We start from the raw sequence: 16,876 nt of genomic DNA, 5'->3' as shown, positions 1-16,876 counted from the left end.
ACGTACGTCCGACGGGTATCAAGCTGACAATGGCCGATTCCAAATCGCAAGAAAACCAGGCCGCAGTTATACCAGGGGTCCATTTCACACCTACTGGGATATAGCCGATCGGCAAACGGGGAAAAGCCAAGTCGGATTATACTCGCTCAACGACGTTCGAGCATGGATACTGAACGCACTTGAAAACGCAAAATAGGCGCGAAATCGCGCCTATTTTTTATCAATGAGATTTTTGACTAGGCATCAATAGCCTGGGTCAGGTCCGCCCAATTGTCAGACAGGATCTTATCGACAACAGCATTGATAATATAAGCTGTGTTCTGTGCCTGCCCAACGGCCATATCTTTCCCACCGGCGCTTTTCAGGGGAAGGCGACGTATCTTGCCATCCTTAATCTTTGTTCCGGTCAGATCGGTCCAGTGCTTGCGATACCGTTCCCACCGAATTTTTGTGAGACGATCGCGCAACTCCTCGAGCGATATGACGGGCTTTTGCTCCCAGTTGCTCTTTTGCTTTTCGACTTCCGCCTTGAACGCTTCATCAACGGTTTTGCTGGCGTCCGGAACACCGATTGCCGCAGCCAGTGGACCAATCTCGTCAATGCGAGCCCGGTGATACGCCAAGGCGATTGCCTTCAAGGCGAAGGGCCAGCCATGGACGTAGATGCGACGGAATGGATCACTGTTTGCCGGTGTGTTTTCCAGCCACTGGGCCGAGAATTGCTCGCCAAGCATCGTGAGAAAATCGCTGGCGAACGGCTCAAAATAGGGCACGTGGAACCGCTTGAAATGTTCCGGCTTGATGCGCCCCTGGCTTATGACATTCAGCAGCATCTGCTCCATGGTGCTGAGATCGACAATATATTTCGTGGCGGTTTCGCTCGTGCTGGTGTTTCGACCCGTCGCAAGCCTTTCCTCGAAAACCGTACCTTGCTGTGCTGCAAAGCGAAGCTCGCTCAGGGCAGACGAGGTATCAAGGCTGATAACCAGATTCTTGTTTTTCTTCGACCCCCTGCCATTGCGATCAGCGAAACTTTGGCCGGCCTTGCGTTCGTCGACGTTAAGTTCGACTTCCAGCGTTATGATCATGTCGTCCAGGGCACCAGCATCGATCGCATCCTTGGAATTTGCCACGGCGAAAAGTGCCGCAGTCTGCGTCTGGCCATCCGCCTGCATGACGGGTGCTTTGGGAAGATACGCCATCCCGTAGAGCCCATGAGGGTTGGTTTCATCGAGAACGACGAATACCGTTCTGTCAAACACCTTCGACGACTGCCATCCAGATATGGTGGGCAAGAACAGCGTGCGGTCGCCGCGGATCCCCTCCAGCAGATAGTCTTTGAAATCATTCTTGTTCGCCGCCTTCTGGCCCTTGAAGTCGCTCTGGGTCCGATCGTGCATGTCTTTCATGCCAAGCGCATTGTAATCCTGTGGCGGCGGGTTCGACGGATCGTACTTGACGAGATCGACAAATGTCTGAAGCGAAATGTTCAGTGTCACAGCGACCCGTGACTGGCCGGCTTTTGCAATGAATCCTTTCCTCGAAAGGATGCCATTGACGTTGCTGTATCCTGCCGCCGGCGATTGGAACTCGTAAGCGCCAGTCTGCATGGCCTGCAGAGCCTGGGGATCGTCCTGAACCCTGAGGATCCTCAGGCCGCCATAGGCTGGATCCTTGGGAATAGAATCTGTGTGAATGACTTGGGGTGTAAGATTAGGAATTTTCATTGTCGTTCCTCGCTCTGGTTTGAATATTCGGTATTGTGGGAAGCATAAATCTGGTTGGCCGCCCTGTGACGTTGCCGGCGCCGCGCATCCAATCGGGAAGCGTGACGAGTTCAAGGTTCAGGTTCATCACCTCGTTTGCCAACGAGACTTCATCGGCAAAAGAAAATGCAGCGACGACGCCACGGACGGCCCGGAAGCCAAGTTCTCTTCGGGCAAGGGCGACGTAAGTCAGAATCTGGCCGATTGCGCGATAGTCTGCGTGAAGTTTGAATTCCCACTCGCGGATCGTGTCGTGGAGGTCAATTGTCCGCATGTCGGCTCTCAGACGTGAGAGAACATATCCCTGCTCTTTCCTTGCTAGATGCTCGTGCGGACGTGATCGACCCAAGTGTTGGGCAAAATAATCACGGACTTCGCGTTCCTTAGCACCGTTGTCATCGTCTGCAATCACACTAATCTCTTTCGGCAATCGGTTAATCTCCACCTAACTATCATAAATCTCGGAGATTTGTATAGACAGCGAGAAGATTTATTTTAGGCGTTGCGAATTTTGTGTTCTGACTAAGGGCCAAGAGATTTGCGAGGCGAGAACGTGATGTTTGATTAGTCTGCCGACCGGCAATACGGAGCACGGCCACCGGACAGAGGACAAAATCCGCTCTGACCGAAGAATCTCGGTGCGTTGAACCGTGGCGCGCCACTTTGAAATTAAAGTGGATTCACACGAAGTTTGAGATTGACTGCACTCGCTACATGATTTCCCATTTTGTTCTGGTGCTCGCTTGAAGTCGTTTACGTACGCACTTTGGTCCGATTAGCCTCGGCCTAATATGCTCGAAGCCCTCGCTCCCCCTTCCCTACTCGACCGCTCGACGATTTGTGGCACTTACTGCCGTTTGGCTAAATTGAAGAAAAGAAGCTAGTCGTCTCGATGCATACGCCCCATCTAAAGTTGCCTGGCTCCAGTAGCTACCCGATGGGGCATTATGGCCCAACCTAAGACAACGGTGACCTATCTATCGAGTTGGGCCACCAAACGCGTCTGCGGTAGGAACGTCCATTTCCGCAACGCCGACGTGCAAAAGTCATGGTCTGCTCTCGCCAGGGTACCTCCCTAGAGCATGGATTCTTCCGGCTGCAGTTCAATTGCGTTCTAATAACCCGATCGCCACTAACAGTCTGTGAGCCACACAAATTGAAATCGTTAGCCAGAAGCCGCAGCCGCCACTGAAACCTGGTGTGGCTTTTAATTAAGAAGTGCAATTTGAAAAACGTCAGATGGTCGTTAGGTTTAGTTGATAAAAAGCGTTTGATTTTTCGCTAACAATTTCAACCATCAAGTTGCAAATTGCGAACGCCGACGTCCCATCCAGCCGATAGTCCATGGTCGGGCAAAATGCCGCTTTTGACACCCGTGCATAGCCGATCACGGCTGTCATCTATACGTCCGTCTATGTGACAACGTTCGCGTGCCGCCGCCAAAGCGAATAGAGTGTCATTTATCCCGTCCTGGAATGTAAGTATCATAAAAGGTGTATCCCATCATTTTATGACACAAGGCGAGCCCTCGTCCCCGGCTTACATTCTGACAAATGCCGAGCCGCGACTTTCGCACTGCCCGCCGATAATAACGCCTTGACCTACAGGTATCCCTTGATCGGTATGAGGAATTCCTGCAGCACCGACGCTTCACGAGAACCGCCGCCGACACTTTCGCAGTGCAGTCCTAAAGTAAAAAAGCGATCGTTTTTACCTTGGAACTGCAAAATTGCAGTTCTTAAGTAAAAGCCACAGCCACATCCGGCCTGGGGACCGCATCTTCGCCTAACCAAACTATCAAGAACTTAACATCTTGTTTACGTTAATATTTTTTGTTTAATAGCACCTAACTACGGCTTAGCTTCATCTTATCGGACTATGCATACAATAAGCCGGCAGCGGCAATGAAAGGGTTTAGCCACAGAACTCTGCCCCAAGGTTCAAAGCGATCCTGCGTTGTGCAAACGCACATTTTCCTTGCGTTTCGGGCATTCTGTCACCTGTAAACATGCGCGTTTTTTCTATTATCGGCATTTTCAAACGACCGTTTTCCCAGGACTTTCTATTTTGTACAGACCCATTCGATAGTGAGATTTTTGAATTGGGTCCACGTTCCGGACGCGCAACTAGATTCACCTAAGCTTTACAGGGACTGCATTCTTTATGAAGAAAGCGGCAATTCCTTCAACGGATTCCACCATTTTACCCCCATCGGTCCAAAGTGCTTTTCGTTAGCGGTTAACACCGTTAGGCCGTTGGCATCCGCGGTAGCCGCAATAGCGATTTCAGCAAAACCAGGTTCATGCGCTCGAGCACGCTAAAGGATTACGCCAGCAGCGTAAGCTTCTTGGAGCCAAATGGGAGAACTCAGTTTCCGTACAGGTTCTCGATCAAAGTCACCCAATTACGAAGCCGTTCGGCCTTTGTGACAGCCTCAAGTCGTTCGCCGCGATGAATACCATGCACATCCGGTACAGGAATGCGTGCTTGTGCCACAACCATCTAGCGACGGGTGCGAGTTAGCTGTTCATGATCGGCCAATTTAGCAAAGCGCAATTGCAGAGCGCACACAGTCAAGTCTCATATTCGGTTCCAGGGGCAATGGATGCCTAGATCCGAAGCCGCCGCTCGATCTAACAGGTTTTTCAGACCGCTGCGGAAATCGTTTGCTGGTCAACATTTCATTTTCTCCGCTTGATCTTGTCATTTAGCTCAATCCACACTGGCGCGTGATCGCTGCTATGGGCCCAGCCGCGCACGTGCTTGTCGACTTCGGCCTTTGCCAATCGTCCTGCAAGATCGGCACTGAGTAGGAAATGGTCGAGTCTCAGGCCCGCGTCGCGTCCGTAGGCGTTGCGGAAATAGTCCCAGAACGTATAGATCCGTTCTCCCGGATGCATCTGCCGCAGCGCATCAGTCCAGCCCTGATTGATCAAGTTTTGGTAGGCCTCCCGAACTTCTGTGCGAAACAGGGCGTCGTCCTTCCAGCGCTCCGGTTTATAGACGTCCAGTTCCGTGGGCATGACATTGTAGTCGCCCACCAGCACGACCGGAACCTCAAGTTCCAGGAGCTCCGCGGCATAGTCATGCAAACGCCGGAACCAGCGGAGCTTGTAGTCGAATTTCGGGCCGGGATAAGGATTGCCATTGGGAAGATAAAGGCCGCCAATCACAATACCGTCCACGATGGCCTCGATAAACCGGCTCTGCTCATCCTCGGGCTCTCCAGGGAGATCTTTTCGCGTAAGGTGCGGCTGTTTTCCCCGGGCAAGAATGGCGACGCCGTTCCAGGATTTTTGACCGTGCCAAACCGCGCCATAGCCCGAAGCCTCGATAGCCTTGGCGGGAAATCTGGCGTCCGGCGCTTTCAGCTCCTGAAGAACGACAACGTCCGGCTCCGCCTCGCCGAGCCAACGGAGAAGGACATCAAGACGGCCGTTTACGCCGTTGACATTGTAGGTGGCGATTTTCACGTGGATCTATGATCGCTCTGGTAACCCGAGCCAGACCTGGCGTCGTTTTTTACCTTGTACTTGTCGGAGGATGGGAATTGACCAACATTGACAGACAAAGTGAACGTGCTCTCTTCATTTTTCCGCTCACCGTGTTTGTCGGTTCCAATGTGGATGAGCTTGCGCTTCGCCATCATGATCTCCCGTTGCCTGTGCACACCAAACCCTTGTTCTTCGAGATGGACAGCCGATTTGTCAGCCAATTGCTACAGTGGTTCCTATTACCGATTTTCCCACAGCCTATACCATACTCACTCATTTGACCCAGTCGATATTGCGCTCCGGCATGACCTTGATCTGCCGCCTCGCGGTACAAACTAACCGATTCTGTTTGATTACCTTCGGCCGCCCGGTGGCTCGTGCGGCTTTACCGAAGCCGCCGTGGCGGGCAACAAGGTTGAAGTCAGCAAGCGCGACGAGATCCGTTTTCTGTTCCAACAGTGAGACGGAGTGTCTAGATAAGCGATCTATTGGATCGATATTGATCCATCCATATTCGGGGCGTCAAGCAATATCAACCCCGGAGAAAATCCCATGACTATCCTCGTGACCGGCGCCACCGGCAATATCGGCAGCCAAGTCATTCAACGCCTTGTCGATCGTGGCGCAGACGTTCGCGCTCTCGTCCGTGATCCCTCGAAAGCAAACTTCCCGACCGATGTTGCCGTTGCCAAAGACGACTTCCTCGATGTCGACGCGCTTCGGAGGGCCTTCGAAGGCGTCTCAACGCTCTTCCTACTGAACGCCGTGGTATCCGATGAATTCACCCAAGCCCTGATCGCGCTCAATGTTGCCCGCTCGGCCGGCGTTGAGCGGATCGTCTACCTGTCGGTTATTCACTCCGACATCTACGTCAACGTCCCGCATTTTGCCGGCAAGTTCGGCGTGGAGCGGATGATCGAGCAGATGGGCATGAATGCCACTATCCTGCGCCCGGCCTACTTCATCCAGAACGATCTGACAATCAGAGACGTCATCACGGACTATGGCATCTACCCGATGCCCGTCGGTGACAAGGGTCTCGCCATGATCGATGTCCGCGACATCGCGGAGATTGCAGCAATTGAACTGCTGCGTCGCGAACAGGCTCCTCAAGCGCTTCCGACCGATCGCATCAATCTTGTCGGTCCTGACACACTCACAGGAACGGATATCGCCGCCATCTGGTCCGACGCTCTTGGCCGCCAGATCAATTATGCAGGCGGTGACACTGTAGTCTTCGAGCAGAGCCTGAAGCAGTTCATGCCGCCGTGGATGGCCTACGACATGCGCATGATGGGCGAGCGCTTCCTGACCGACGGCATGCTGCCCGAGGGCGGCGACGTCGAGCGCCTGACAACACTTCTCGGCCGCCCGCTCCGCTCCTATCGCGACTTCGCCAAGGATACTGCTCCCTCTGCCTGAGGCTGCCGTCTACCGTTTCCAAACAAGGAACATCGTCATGATCTATTCAACCGCTACCATCCCCGTAAATCCCGAAGGCGAAACAAAGCTGACCCGCGAGCAAGTCTGGAAGGGACTGGAACTGAAGGCACGCGATGCGCGCCTCTTTCTCCCGGCTGGCCTCTGCACCCGCTGTGATGTCATCGAGGAGAGTGCGACGCATTTCGTGCGCGAAGCCACCATCGCTCACTTCGACATCAGGGAGATCATCACCCTTGAACCCCATAGCAAAGTCACCTTCTTTCAAGCCACTGGTCCACGTGAGGGCGCGATCATCAACGAAATCTTCGAAGATGAAACAGGGGCCCTGCAGCTGAAATTCTATTGCTACATCGGCCTGCGCGGCAAAGTTCCGAATGGTCCGGAAGAACATGCGGAACAGACGCAGTTCGACAGCGAAAAGGGATACAAATCGGCCCTGCTATCGACCCTGAAACGGACACGAGAGCTGCTTGCGGAGGGCAGCCTCTGACGCACCGCGGCAAGGCGCCGTGAGCCATCTCGGCGCTCTGCCATTTGTGCAGAGCTTGCACCTCTTGATTATCCGGCAAGCCCGGCAGCGTTACTCAAGGGGAACCTTATTACAATAAAGTTCGTCCAGACCGTTATGGATATTTCTTTGGAAGGATTCTCAGTCTCGTCGTCATGTTCTTCGAGAACAATGAGAAAGCCATTTAAGGGCGGCCATAGATCGCCTGGGGTGATGAACCCCGTTTCGCACTCTTCGCAGTGCGCATAAATATCTCCGGTACTGAGATTACGCTGTAATATCAGCCAGCCTTGCCGGCAACTGGGACATTGTCCAACATGGAAAAATAATCCCGATAAAGTCCTGCTCGCGCGGGCCAGCCTACGCAAATTCATCGATAAATTGTGGTTCTGATTATCCGAGACAATCCAAATCTTCGGATAAAGGGGCAAATTTGAGAATTGACGCGATGCAGTAATAGATTTCACCATCGTTGGCATATCGGGTCGCCTTTCCCAACGTGCGCCCGTCCAGATGGTCTTGCATCTTGGTGAAATGCTTCGGGTCAAATCCATCGACTCAAGCTATCGCACAGGGGCAAGGATTAGCGTTCCAATGATTGATAATTATCTTTGGGATAACTGCTTCAAAATGCTGCGTCGTCGCCCCTTTTGCAAACACGCGGAATTTGCGTCGTCCAGCCGATGGGGTGGCTGAAGAGCCACTTTTCAATTTCCCGGAACAAGCGTCGCCTTCACGAGATAGCGCATTGGACCGGACGTGATGCTGTCGAATGGCCAGCAGGTAGCAAGCACGAGATTTTTGCCGAGTGCCTCGGCGTCGACCCCGGATTGATCCCACCGAACGATTGCCGTTTCCGTCACCCGGTAGTGGAAGGCTTGGGCATCCTTTCCTGTGACCATGATGTCATCGCCGATACCCACATTCTTTAGGAACGCAAAATGTGTATCGCGATGTGCGGCATAGACTGTCGTGCCATCGCCGCCGGGCTCAGCGCTTCGTTCGAGATGACCGGGGCCAAAAGCCAAGGCTTGACCACTTGCACCATGCAGCACGATAGCGCTCTCAGCCAGGCGGGGAACCTCTATGCGGGCAACAGGCCATGTGTCAGCCCAGGACCATGGTTTTACAGTCTTGCCGGTTGCGAGCGTTTCGGCAAATGCGCGTTCCAGGAGTATCTGTGCGAGCTCAGCCTTCGCATGCACCCAAATGCCCTGGCCGAAAAGCATGAAACCGGTAAGAGCAGCCATCATAGTTATGAGCCTAAGGGCTGGGCGCAAGACCGCCCAGCCCTTGGATGTTTCTGGCATCGCTATCATGATGATTTGCGTCCGAATTTACGGTTGAGGAACAGACCGGCACTGGCCAAGAGGAGCAGAAGCCCTCCAAGCATGCGTAGTTCAGCATCGGTTGCAGTTTGAGGCAGAGGTAGCTGTCCTTGGACGTCTCCGGCCACCTCGGACGCCTTGTTCAAAGCGATCTGCTTGATATTTTGTATATCGATATCAGCTTTGCGGTCCGCGTGCTCACCGAAGACCTTGTCGAAATCCCAGCCCGCCGGAAGATTCAGCGGAACGTCAGAGCGTGTCAAAGGCTGCTCTTGAGTGCGTGACGGTGTCTTGTCGACCGCAACCAGGCTGGTAAGACGGGTTACTAGACCATGGTCAAGAGCCAGCTTGAGAATGCGCTTGTTGGTTTCGTCGATGCCAGAGATGCCAAGCGTATTCTCGACTTCCGCATCGGAAATCCTGCGACGCGCCCAGAGCTTAGACAGGCCTTCACCGGTCGCAGCATTGGCTACTGGAACCGTCAGCTCCCAAGGCTGCCTGCCAATCGTTCCCTTTACAGTAAGAACTCCTGAAAGTGAGCCAAGCTTTGCTGCGATGACCAAAGGCTCGCCCTGATAAAGATCGGGCAATGGGGATGGTGTCATGTCCCCATTGCCGGACGAGAATGTTGCGACAAGGTTGGTTACAACAGGGTTTTCCAGTTTAACGAACAGATCACGCATACGGTCATTGACCTGTTCGCCCGAACCAATGAACGTAAAACTGCCACGACCGAGCTCAGCTGCGCGGTTCATCAGGTAGCTGTTCGGAGCCGAGCCGATGCCGACCATGAAAACCCGTGAGCGACCGAGTTTTGCGGCAATTGTGTCCAGGAGTTGCTGTTCATTGCCAACAGCACCATCGGTGAGGAAAACAATCTGGCGGACAAAAGACTGATCGGCCGGACGGGGGTCATTCAACGCCGCCCGTAACGGCTCAAGCATTTCAGTACCGCCGGATGCCTGAAGGCTGCCAACAAATTCACGAGCCACGGAAACGTTCCTGGCATCGGCTTTGACGGTGTCAACAAAAAGTAGGTTCATTGTGTCATCAAATCGGATGATGTTAAAATGATCGGCGGGTTTTAAACGGCTCAATGCATAATCCAGACTGGCCTTGGCTTGATCCATGGAAGGACCGCCCATGGAGCCGGAATTGTCGATGACGAAGACAATCTCGCGGGGACGTGCATCTTTCTGCTGCTGGATGACGGGAGGTGTTACGTAGGCAATGGCATAATCTTCGTCGCCGACATGTTCCCGGAAAAGTCCGACTGCGGGAACCTTGCTGTCCTTCGGCCTCCAGGTCAGTTCAAAATCTCTATCGGCATGGGTGCCATCAAGGAGAGTGATAGTCCGCGTCTGGGCATTGATGGTTTCCGTCTTTACAGAATGGAAATGGCTCTTGACTTCGTCAAGGTTAAATCCCGCCTGTAGACGAACCTTGATACTCACCGGATTTACTGGTGCGTTGATACGGCGATCGAGCACAGGAGATGTAATCTTTTCGCGGTCAGGAACGGGATCAAGCACAACACTCCAACCGTTGCTGTTGGCGGAGACATCCGCTGATTGCGTTACTGGGGCAGGATTATAGCGAGGTGCAACAACCAGCGGCACGCGAAGGGAAAATACATCGTTTGAAAGGCGGACAGGCTCCTGTAGATCGATCTGTATGACGACCTGTTCGTGCGGTCCGATATTGGCGAGCGAGTTGGTAAAAAGATTAGGTCGCGCCGCTTCCACCAAGCTGGCTTTCTGACCAACTGCCTTTGCATTGTCGTAGATGGCTTTCGCCTCCAGCCGCTCCTTGATTTCTCCCATGATAACGCGTTTGCCGACGACCATCTTAAGACCGTGGACTGCACTGTCCTCCGGCAGAGGATATGCATAGACAGCCTCGACCCAGTCATTGGAAGGGTTTGTGAATATCTGGGTGATGCGAGTGCGAGCCGTCGGGCCGCTGACAACGATGTCAACATCAGTCGCCACGCGGGTGGCTTCCACATAGTGGCCTGGCGCGGTGCCCTGCAAAAGCAACGAACCGGATTTTACGTCATCAAGTGTCATTTGTTGTGTTTGAAAAGAAGAAACTTCTGCACGCGAAGGAATTGCAGAAAACAGGGTCGCAGCAAGTGCGATCAGTGGCAGAACGAGAAGGTTGATCAGGCCAATTGCTCGGCAACTGTGCCCCACCCAGCGGGGTATTGATCTTTTTTTGCGGTTGAGTGTTAAAGGGTTCATCGGAAAGCTCCTGTTGATGCTCCCGTCGGGAAGCTTTCCCCATTTCATCCACGTGCCATTTTGCCGCCAGCGTAAGCTTCCGTGATGTTCCGCACGCATGCGCCATCTCCAGCCTTGCCGGATGCCGCGATGTGTGGATATGTGACGGAATGTGCGGACCCTTACATATTCGGGCAGGTGAATGGATAGCGACGAACTTTCCGAAAAACAGAACCTGGCTGTTGCCGCGCGAATTCGTGAAGAATTGGCGCGTCGCAGAATCTCGAGGCAGCATCTGGCCGATCTTGCGAAGATAAGCCTTTCAACGCTGGAAAAGGCCCTATCAGGCCACCGACCGTTTACGCTGGCAACGACGATACGATTGGAAGAGGCGCTGGCCATGCGCCTGCGGCCTGCAGACGTACAGAATGTTTCGTCTGCCGTTTCAAATGGCCATGCAGATGAGCAATTTGGGGCATACTCACGGGCATCGGTGGCGTGGATAGAAGGTCTTTATCTGACGATCCGCCCATCGTTCGGTGACAGGCAGGCGATCTTTGCCTATTGCACCGAGATTCATTGGAGCAACGCCTCTTCCAATATCCTGTTCAATGAAAAAGACAGATTAGACGCTGCTTTCACCCAACAGGGTACAGTGGCAATCCCCAATCTTTCCGGCCATATCTATCTGTCTACCAACACATCCGGTCAGCAGAGATTGGTCATTGGGTCCCGACCTTCCATTACCGGTGAAATGTACGGAATACTTACCACGTTGCAGGCTGGACGGGGCGCACAACTCACACCGGTGGCTGCCCCGATAGTCTATATTCCAATGAAGACACTGGCCGAGGCTCCGATGGGCCGAATAAGTCCTGATCAAGCAGGTTTTGCACCTTATGCCGCTTTTCTCAGGCGCGCTGTGGAAGAACCGTTCGCCATGTTTTTGCCTGGTGTAGCAGCGCAATGATCGGTTGTACGGGATAACTGAACAGCTGACCCAACCGAGAAACCATCGTCTTTACTTCCACTGCGTGGCGTTTTCGCCAGCGCAACCATATGGTGGTATGGAATTGGCAAAACGGGTTTCAAGCATGGCACATCCCCATCTATTGATCAGGTCTGGCGCGGCATTGTTGAGGGTGATGCCAATTTCATCGTAAGGGCTGTCCGTGTTGCTGACGTAGCGATACCAGCGAGAGCCGGCAAGAGCCATCACCGCAATAATAATCGTCAAAAAAACGAGAATCAATTTCTTCATAACGCTTCCTTTAAGTACAGCGCCGCCCGCTTAGCATTAATGTTGCAAGGCCGAAACGAATTCTTCCTTTTGGCTGCAAAGCGTCGTGTGAGGCCTAGCGGCCAAATTGCCTGCTTTGCGAGAGGAACTGAAAACCTGGTGGGTGCTCCCTGGAATCTTGTTCACGGGAACCATCGGACCAGGACAGTTTGCCGAGGCGACTGAAGCAAGCGGAGAGCCTGTGCTGGTTTGGTTTTCGTGATATTCTGCGCTCTGGTGAATTTTGGGGAGGATGACCTTGGCACAAGATCGTTTGGAACACGAACCAACGCGCACAATCGGCGATGATGCCCTGCGCCAAATTGCGACAGTTGCATTGCTCTCGGTCCTGTTGGGGTTTGTCATGCAAGGGTTTATACTTGCCGCCAAACTAGCCGGAGGCAGCGCCCCTGCGGGTGTTTTGTTTATCTCTGATTTGGCTCAAGGCGTCACATGGTCATTCTTTGTCTGCACAGGCGTCAGCATCGGCGTATTCCTGAGCAAAGCTCGCGCGTCCGTGGCGGGACTCATCGCACTGGCATCAGCGCCGATTGCAGTTGCTTTCGCGAAATCAGCGCAGAAAACCATGAATGGAATATTGAAGGTAGCGGATCAGCCGGCAGTACTTTCCCTGGCGACAATCAGTATTCTTCGCGCAATTGAATACGGGATATTGGGTTGGCTTTTGGCGAAGCTTGTCCAGCAAGATTCTCTAAAAATCGACCGATACATCGGATCAGGGGTATTGATCGGTGTTGTATTTGGTGGGGCAATTGCCTTTCTGACTTATTCGTCTTCTGTATCAATGGGGACAGCTCTTACGCTCCCTAAAACTTTGGGTACAGTCGTCAGCGAAGTGGGCTCGCCCATCGGGTGTGCACTGCTCATATATATTGGTCAATGGATAACCCATCGCCATAAATTGATCAGTCAACAGGATAGCTAGAAGTGGTTTTTGGAAGTGCGCGATAATTTTTCCGCCTGACGTCGCAGGCCTGCAGTGAACCATTGCCGCAAGGGACAGCCAGGGCATTCCCACGCTGTGGCTTTGCCGATCCTTGCCCGGCTGGTTCATGGGTTGATCGGCATAGGCAATTTCTTCGGTTTTGGCCGTCGCGGATATTGGCTCAACCGAAACTCCAGCGAAGTGCAAAACACCGTGCCGCAGAGCTACGAGAGGTCTGGTGTGGGCAAACTACCCGAAATAAGCCTCTGAACGTCCTCGCCAAGAACAGCATAAGCACCGAAGCTCGAATGTTGCCTGACGCGGCGATGCTTGTCGGCCCTCAACCAACGGAGGGCGTGAGGACCAACCCAAACATTGGAATCAGGCATGCCTGGATTTGCCGAGCGGCCAGGCGCCGCCGGCAAAAACGGAGTTAAGCTGTACCAGCAAACAGCAGAGTTCCAATAGTTGGATTTCATGTGCATGAAATAGGAATGAAAACGTTTCTCTATCCGCCTCGACTCGGTCTGTGTAGCCGGGTCAGTGCTGATGGAAAGCGAACCCTCGGTAAGCAGATCGCCATGTATCCTGCTCCGGAGAAACTGAATGGTCGCCATCTCTGAATCGCAATGCCATTCACCTCCCTTGTACTGCGCACTCAGGGATGGACGATCCAGCGCGGACCAAATGATGCAATAGTTTCCTATCCGATCAAGTGAGTTCAATTTGGCTGGCGAATCGGATGTCCAGATCGGCCCATCAACCAATACGACACCCTCTTCTGCGAGCACCTCCTGTTCAAATTCCTCTTCATCGTCTGGATGCATGACGAACCGCCTCTGCTTCCTCAAGCCCATAACCTCCCCATTAACTGACTCGCCGATAGCTCCATGGAGGGTACATTCAACGAGCTCGAATAGCCGCGCAAGGCCAGTCACGGCGCAGGGCAAAATGATCGATTCTCAGCGACTAGAGATATGTCCGGGGACAGCTTACAACGTTGGCAAAGCGATTTGACTTCGCGTGAGTACTGCAAGCACTCTTATTCGTAGTCGGTCCACATAACGTTTCGAACGAAACCGCTGAGTGGACACTGCCCAGTTGCGCCGCAGCTGAAACTGTGAGGCATGTTCGCTCAAGCACTGACGCGATGTCCGTAATTTGATGACATTGTTGTCGCAGGCTCAGACATTAGCAGTCGTCGGCATTTGCTGAGTCGGCGCACTGCTTGCGTGCGCAACTCGGGATCGAATACCATCGCTCAAACAAGCCGAATCGGCTACTGGAGGGAAAGCATGTCCATAATGCGACCACGCATCGACCGCCGCCACCCCGAGCGCTTTGCAGAGTGTCAACGTGCTGTCGAAGATGAAATAATCAACATCATCGGTGACGCCCAAGAGGCCGGTTGGGACCGGGATGAAATCCTGTCCGCCATAGTTGAAGTGGCCGATAGGATGGGACTGGCTCTTGGGGCCAATACACTACGCTCAGTAGAAACGGAGCTCGGCCGGTTACGAAAACGTAAAAATATCTGATAGGTCAATGAGGAATGTGGTGAAGACAACCAAGCCTTATAAATGACGCGTGTCCATTGGCTTTTGATTGTCGGAACTTTTACCATCTTCCAGACGTTCTTGGCCCCCGTTTGCCGAAGCACCATCCGACCGCGCTCCCCGTTGAGCTCACCATGGCGCCAGGCATTCCTAAATCCACTACCCTTCAAAGTATATTGAAAACTTTTGTCTCCAGGAGACATGGGGCATGTCGCCAAACATACAATGGCCACTGCGCTATCGCCCACCGCGTTGATCAGACACAGGTTTCTCCTTGTCTGCTTTGGCATCAATTAAAGGATGTCTCAGGGCACCCTCAACTGATCCATCACGTTCCTGGTGCGGGCGTTCCTTTGGCCTTCCAAGCCCTTGAGTTCATGAAACTCAGCTTCGTATCGGGCCGCAGTGGAGATCTTGGCTTCAATTTGGATCTCGCGGTTACCATGTGATGAACGGCGTTTTATTGAGCCATGTGCTCGAGGTGACTTGATCGAGCAGGAAGGTGGCAACGTCTTTACGCGAGATCGTACCGCCATGTACGTCGCTGAGATCGGTCAGAGCTCGGACCGGTTTGTGCTCCTGTTTTTTGTTCAGGATCGAAGGACGGACAATGGTCCAGTCGAGATCACTTCCGTGTATGATCGCCTCCTGGCGGTTCTTGTCGGCGTAGACCTTCCGCAAAAGCAAAGGATAGATCAGGTTATCGAAGAGAAAGCCGCCATGTCCCTTGCTGTCGCCGGCGCCAAGCCCGGTAACCGCGATAAGCCTTGAGATCTGCTCTGCCTTCATGGCATTGACGAGCGCGCGGGTCGCGGTGGACAGAAGCGTGACTTCACGAAAAGGGCTCGCTGGCGTACCAAGGGCGCTGATCACCGCATCGCGGCCTTTGAGGGTCTGGCGAAGGGCCTTTTCGTCGCGGGCATCGCCAACGACAATCTTGGCGCCCTTGAGTTCAGCTGCCTTCTCTGGCGAACGGACCAGGACGGTGACGTCGTATCCGCTGGCCACAGCTTGGGCTACGATATAGCGACCTGTCGGGCCGGTGGCACCCAGGATGACGATCTTCGGGAACGCGGCCAGATTTGACTGAGGAGCGGACGTTGTCATTTCGATATCTCCGTATTGGATTTGCTTGACACCCCGAATATGCACGGTTCATGGTGCGTCCAATAGACTCCCAATCTGGCCACTCTGTCTCACAGTTGGAACACTCATGGATCTCGTCGCACTTGCGGATTTCAATCTCGTGGCCCGTCACGGGGGCTTTGGTAAAGCAGCGAGAGCCTCCAATCGCCCGAAGGCGACGCTGTCGCGGCGGGTAACGGAGCTGGAGGCTGCGCTTGAGCTCCGGCTCTTCGAGCGCGGCGCCCGCAACCTGAAACTCACCGAGGAAGGACGCGCCCTTCACGAACGGACAGCGGCGCTTCTTATAGAGATCGACGAGACGGCATCCGCTATTGTCTCAGGGGCGGAGAAACCCCGCGGCCGGTTGAGGGTAAGCGCGCCACTTCTTCTTTCGCAGACCGCCATGGGCAAGATCGCCGCGGGATTTGCCCTCAAATATCCGGACGTGAAGCTTGAAGTCACCACGGAGGATCGGGCCGTAGATATGATCGAGGAAGGTTATGACCTGGTTATTCGGGTCAATCCGGATCCGGATGAAAGCCTCGTTGGTCGCGCCTTCCTTCATGATCGCCTGGTTGTCGTCGCGAGCCCTGATTTGCCTCGTCTCGCCGGAGAGAATGCGGCTCCGGGAGTCGTCCGTGGGTCTGGCGACCGGCAGACCTGGAGTGTTACCACCCCCAAAGGGCCGGCGAAGATCAAGATCGAACCGGTCCTTGTCTTGTCTTCGCTGATCATGGTCCGGGATGCCGTTCGCGCCGGTGTCGGTGCGGCCCGTCTGCCGATTTCGCTGGTGACCCACGATCTGAATGACGGCAGCCTGACCCATTGGGGAGATATCGAGGGATCCGATATCGCGCTTTGGGCGCTCTACCCCTCGCGGCGACTGCTGAGCGCTCGGGTCTCCGCCTTCCTGGATTTTCTGAAACAAGCGTTTCCCAATGGGACGCCTGATGAACTGGCGTCCTATATCGGAAGATAGGACATCCATGCCCCGCATACCTTCGGGAAACAGATAGGAGAGCTTGATTGTGGGCCGCCCAGCTCTCCGCAGCCTGCTCGAAAGATTGACAGCCCACAAACGAAGGTTGAACCAGCGGCCGTGAAGCGTCCATCGGCACGTGTAATCTCTTGACCAGCGGTAATGCACTCGAGTTGTCTTCCGAACGCTTCTGTTAATCAGCATCAAGTCGCGTACGAGGCGAGTGAGAA

At 53.8% G+C, this 16,876-nt stretch carries 16 protein-coding genes; 6 read left to right on the top strand and 10 right to left on the bottom strand.

Features of this window, described 5'->3' with window-relative positions:
- Nucleotides 1-236: 236 nt before the first annotated feature.
- The 5 genes from QFZ34_RS05960 to QFZ34_RS05940 all read right to left on the bottom strand — a co-directional run bounded on the left by QFZ34_RS05960 (nucleotide 237) and on the right by QFZ34_RS05940 (nucleotide 5,716).
- Complete coding sequence (locus tag QFZ34_RS05960) at nucleotides 237-1,727, bottom strand: ParB N-terminal domain-containing protein (RefSeq protein ID WP_307278145.1); 1,491 nt, start codon at nucleotides 1,725-1,727, stop codon at nucleotides 237-239.
- Nucleotides 1,714-2,196: a PDDEXK family nuclease gene (locus QFZ34_RS05955; RefSeq protein WP_307278142.1), complete on the bottom strand. Its 483-nt coding sequence runs from the start codon at nucleotides 2,194-2,196 to the stop codon at nucleotides 1,714-1,716. Before QFZ34_RS05955 ends, QFZ34_RS05960 begins: the two co-directional genes overlap by 14 nt.
- An 860-nt stretch (nucleotides 2,197-3,056) precedes the next feature.
- Nucleotides 3,057-3,254, bottom strand: coding sequence for a hypothetical protein (locus QFZ34_RS05950; RefSeq protein WP_307278139.1), 198 nt, complete (start codon nucleotides 3,252-3,254; stop codon nucleotides 3,057-3,059).
- Nucleotides 3,255-4,447: 1,193 nt separating this feature from the next.
- Entirely contained in the window at nucleotides 4,448-5,239 is a 792-nt protein-coding gene (xth, locus tag QFZ34_RS05945; RefSeq protein WP_307278136.1) for an exodeoxyribonuclease III, read from the bottom strand.
- Between the two features lie 294 nt (nucleotides 5,240-5,533).
- Nucleotides 5,534-5,716: a hypothetical protein gene (locus QFZ34_RS05940; RefSeq protein WP_307279033.1), complete on the bottom strand. Its 183-nt coding sequence runs from the start codon at nucleotides 5,714-5,716 to the stop codon at nucleotides 5,534-5,536.
- A gap of 96 nt (nucleotides 5,717-5,812) precedes the next feature.
- Here QFZ34_RS05940 and QFZ34_RS05935 point away from each other — a divergent pair, with 96 nt between their 5' ends.
- Both QFZ34_RS05935 and QFZ34_RS05930 read left to right on the top strand, forming a co-directional pair.
- Entirely contained in the window at nucleotides 5,813-6,682 is an 870-nt protein-coding gene (locus tag QFZ34_RS05935; RefSeq protein WP_307278133.1) for an SDR family oxidoreductase, read from the top strand.
- A gap of 37 nt (nucleotides 6,683-6,719) precedes the next feature.
- A complete protein-coding gene (locus QFZ34_RS05930; protein ID WP_307278130.1) occupies nucleotides 6,720-7,193 on the top strand; it encodes an SRPBCC family protein in 474 nt (157 codons plus the stop codon).
- 725 nt (nucleotides 7,194-7,918) lie between these two features.
- On the opposite strand, the gene QFZ34_RS05925 is transcribed toward QFZ34_RS05930, so the two are convergent.
- Nucleotides 7,919-8,530 carry a class GN sortase gene (locus QFZ34_RS05925; protein ID WP_307278128.1) on the bottom strand — a complete coding sequence of 204 codons (612 nt, stop codon included), beginning with the start codon at nucleotides 8,528-8,530 and terminating at the stop codon, nucleotides 7,919-7,921.
- Nucleotides 8,527-10,782 carry a marine proteobacterial sortase target protein gene (locus QFZ34_RS05920; protein WP_307278125.1) on the bottom strand — a complete coding sequence of 752 codons (2,256 nt, stop codon included), beginning with the start codon at nucleotides 10,780-10,782 and terminating at the stop codon, nucleotides 8,527-8,529. The genes QFZ34_RS05925 and QFZ34_RS05920 overlap by 4 nt, the downstream gene beginning before the upstream one ends.
- Nucleotides 10,783-10,963: 181 nt before the next feature.
- Here QFZ34_RS05920 and QFZ34_RS05915 point away from each other — a divergent pair, with 181 nt between their 5' ends.
- Nucleotides 10,964-11,731: a helix-turn-helix domain-containing protein gene (locus QFZ34_RS05915; protein WP_307278122.1), complete on the top strand. Its 768-nt coding sequence runs from the start codon at nucleotides 10,964-10,966 to the stop codon at nucleotides 11,729-11,731.
- A gap of 51 nt (nucleotides 11,732-11,782) precedes the next feature.
- On the opposite strand, the gene QFZ34_RS05910 is transcribed toward QFZ34_RS05915, so the two are convergent.
- Nucleotides 11,783-12,022: a hypothetical protein gene (locus tag QFZ34_RS05910; protein WP_307278119.1), complete on the bottom strand. Its 240-nt coding sequence runs from the start codon at nucleotides 12,020-12,022 to the stop codon at nucleotides 11,783-11,785.
- 277 nt (nucleotides 12,023-12,299) lie between these two features.
- Here QFZ34_RS05910 and QFZ34_RS05905 point away from each other — a divergent pair, with 277 nt between their 5' ends.
- Nucleotides 12,300-12,986, top strand: a complete 687-nt coding sequence (locus QFZ34_RS05905) for a hypothetical protein (protein WP_307278114.1) — start codon at nucleotides 12,300-12,302, stop codon at nucleotides 12,984-12,986.
- A 224-nt stretch (nucleotides 12,987-13,210) separates the two neighbouring features.
- Here the strand turns inward: QFZ34_RS05905 and QFZ34_RS05900 are convergent, their stop codons facing one another.
- Nucleotides 13,211-13,843 (bottom strand): DUF8467 domain-containing protein, encoded by a 633-nt coding sequence (locus QFZ34_RS05900; RefSeq protein ID WP_503128819.1) that lies wholly within the window; start codon nucleotides 13,841-13,843, stop codon nucleotides 13,211-13,213.
- Nucleotides 13,844-14,281: 438 nt separating this feature from the next.
- Between QFZ34_RS05900 and QFZ34_RS05895 the strand changes: the two genes are divergently transcribed.
- Complete coding sequence (locus QFZ34_RS05895) at nucleotides 14,282-14,524, top strand: hypothetical protein (protein WP_307278109.1); 243 nt, start codon at nucleotides 14,282-14,284, stop codon at nucleotides 14,522-14,524.
- A 456-nt stretch (nucleotides 14,525-14,980) separates the two neighbouring features.
- Here QFZ34_RS05895 and QFZ34_RS05890 read toward each other — a convergent pair whose 3' ends face one another.
- Complete coding sequence (locus QFZ34_RS05890) at nucleotides 14,981-15,649, bottom strand: NAD(P)-dependent oxidoreductase (RefSeq protein ID WP_307278106.1); 669 nt, start codon at nucleotides 15,647-15,649, stop codon at nucleotides 14,981-14,983.
- Between the two features lie 106 nt (nucleotides 15,650-15,755).
- Here QFZ34_RS05890 and QFZ34_RS05885 point away from each other — a divergent pair, with 106 nt between their 5' ends.
- Complete coding sequence (locus tag QFZ34_RS05885) at nucleotides 15,756-16,646, top strand: LysR family transcriptional regulator (protein WP_307278104.1); 891 nt, start codon at nucleotides 15,756-15,758, stop codon at nucleotides 16,644-16,646.
- Nucleotides 16,647-16,876 lie beyond the last annotated feature (230 nt).

It is taken from the genome of Phyllobacterium ifriqiyense (genome assembly GCF_030817885.1).
Taxonomy (GTDB): domain Bacteria; phylum Pseudomonadota; class Alphaproteobacteria; order Rhizobiales; family Rhizobiaceae; genus Phyllobacterium; species Phyllobacterium ifriqiyense.
This window is presented reverse-complemented; position numbering and strand designations above follow the sequence as displayed.

Bases quoted from the DNA above. Each gene is read 5' to 3' on its own strand.
- QFZ34_RS05960 (WP_307278145.1), bottom strand. From the start codon at position 1,727: ATGAAAATTCCTAATCTTACACCCCAAGTCATTCACACAGATTCTATT.
- QFZ34_RS05950 (WP_307278139.1), bottom strand. From the start codon at position 3,254: ATGATACTTACATTCCAGGACGGGATAAATGACACTCTATTCGCTTTG.
- QFZ34_RS05935 (WP_307278133.1), top strand. From the start codon at position 5,813: ATGACTATCCTCGTGACCGGCGCCACCGGCAATATCGGCAGCCAAGTC.
- QFZ34_RS05930 (WP_307278130.1), top strand. From the start codon at position 6,720: ATGATCTATTCAACCGCTACCATCCCCGTAAATCCCGAAGGCGAAACA.
- QFZ34_RS05925 (WP_307278128.1), bottom strand. From the start codon at position 8,530: ATGATAGCGATGCCAGAAACATCCAAGGGCTGGGCGGTCTTGCGCCCA.
- QFZ34_RS05920 (WP_307278125.1), bottom strand. From the start codon at position 10,782: ATGAACCCTTTAACACTCAACCGCAAAAAAAGATCAATACCCCGCTGG.
- QFZ34_RS05915 (WP_307278122.1), top strand. From the start codon at position 10,964: ATGGATAGCGACGAACTTTCCGAAAAACAGAACCTGGCTGTTGCCGCG.
- QFZ34_RS05910 (WP_307278119.1), bottom strand. From the start codon at position 12,022: ATGAAGAAATTGATTCTCGTTTTTTTGACGATTATTATTGCGGTGATG.
- QFZ34_RS05900 (WP_503128819.1), bottom strand. From the start codon at position 13,843: ATGGGCTTGAGGAAGCAGAGGCGGTTCGTCATGCATCCAGACGATGAA.
- QFZ34_RS05895 (WP_307278109.1), top strand. From the start codon at position 14,282: ATGTCCATAATGCGACCACGCATCGACCGCCGCCACCCCGAGCGCTTT.
- QFZ34_RS05890 (WP_307278106.1), bottom strand. From the start codon at position 15,649: ATGACAACGTCCGCTCCTCAGTCAAATCTGGCCGCGTTCCCGAAGATC.
- QFZ34_RS05885 (WP_307278104.1), top strand. From the start codon at position 15,756: ATGGATCTCGTCGCACTTGCGGATTTCAATCTCGTGGCCCGTCACGGG.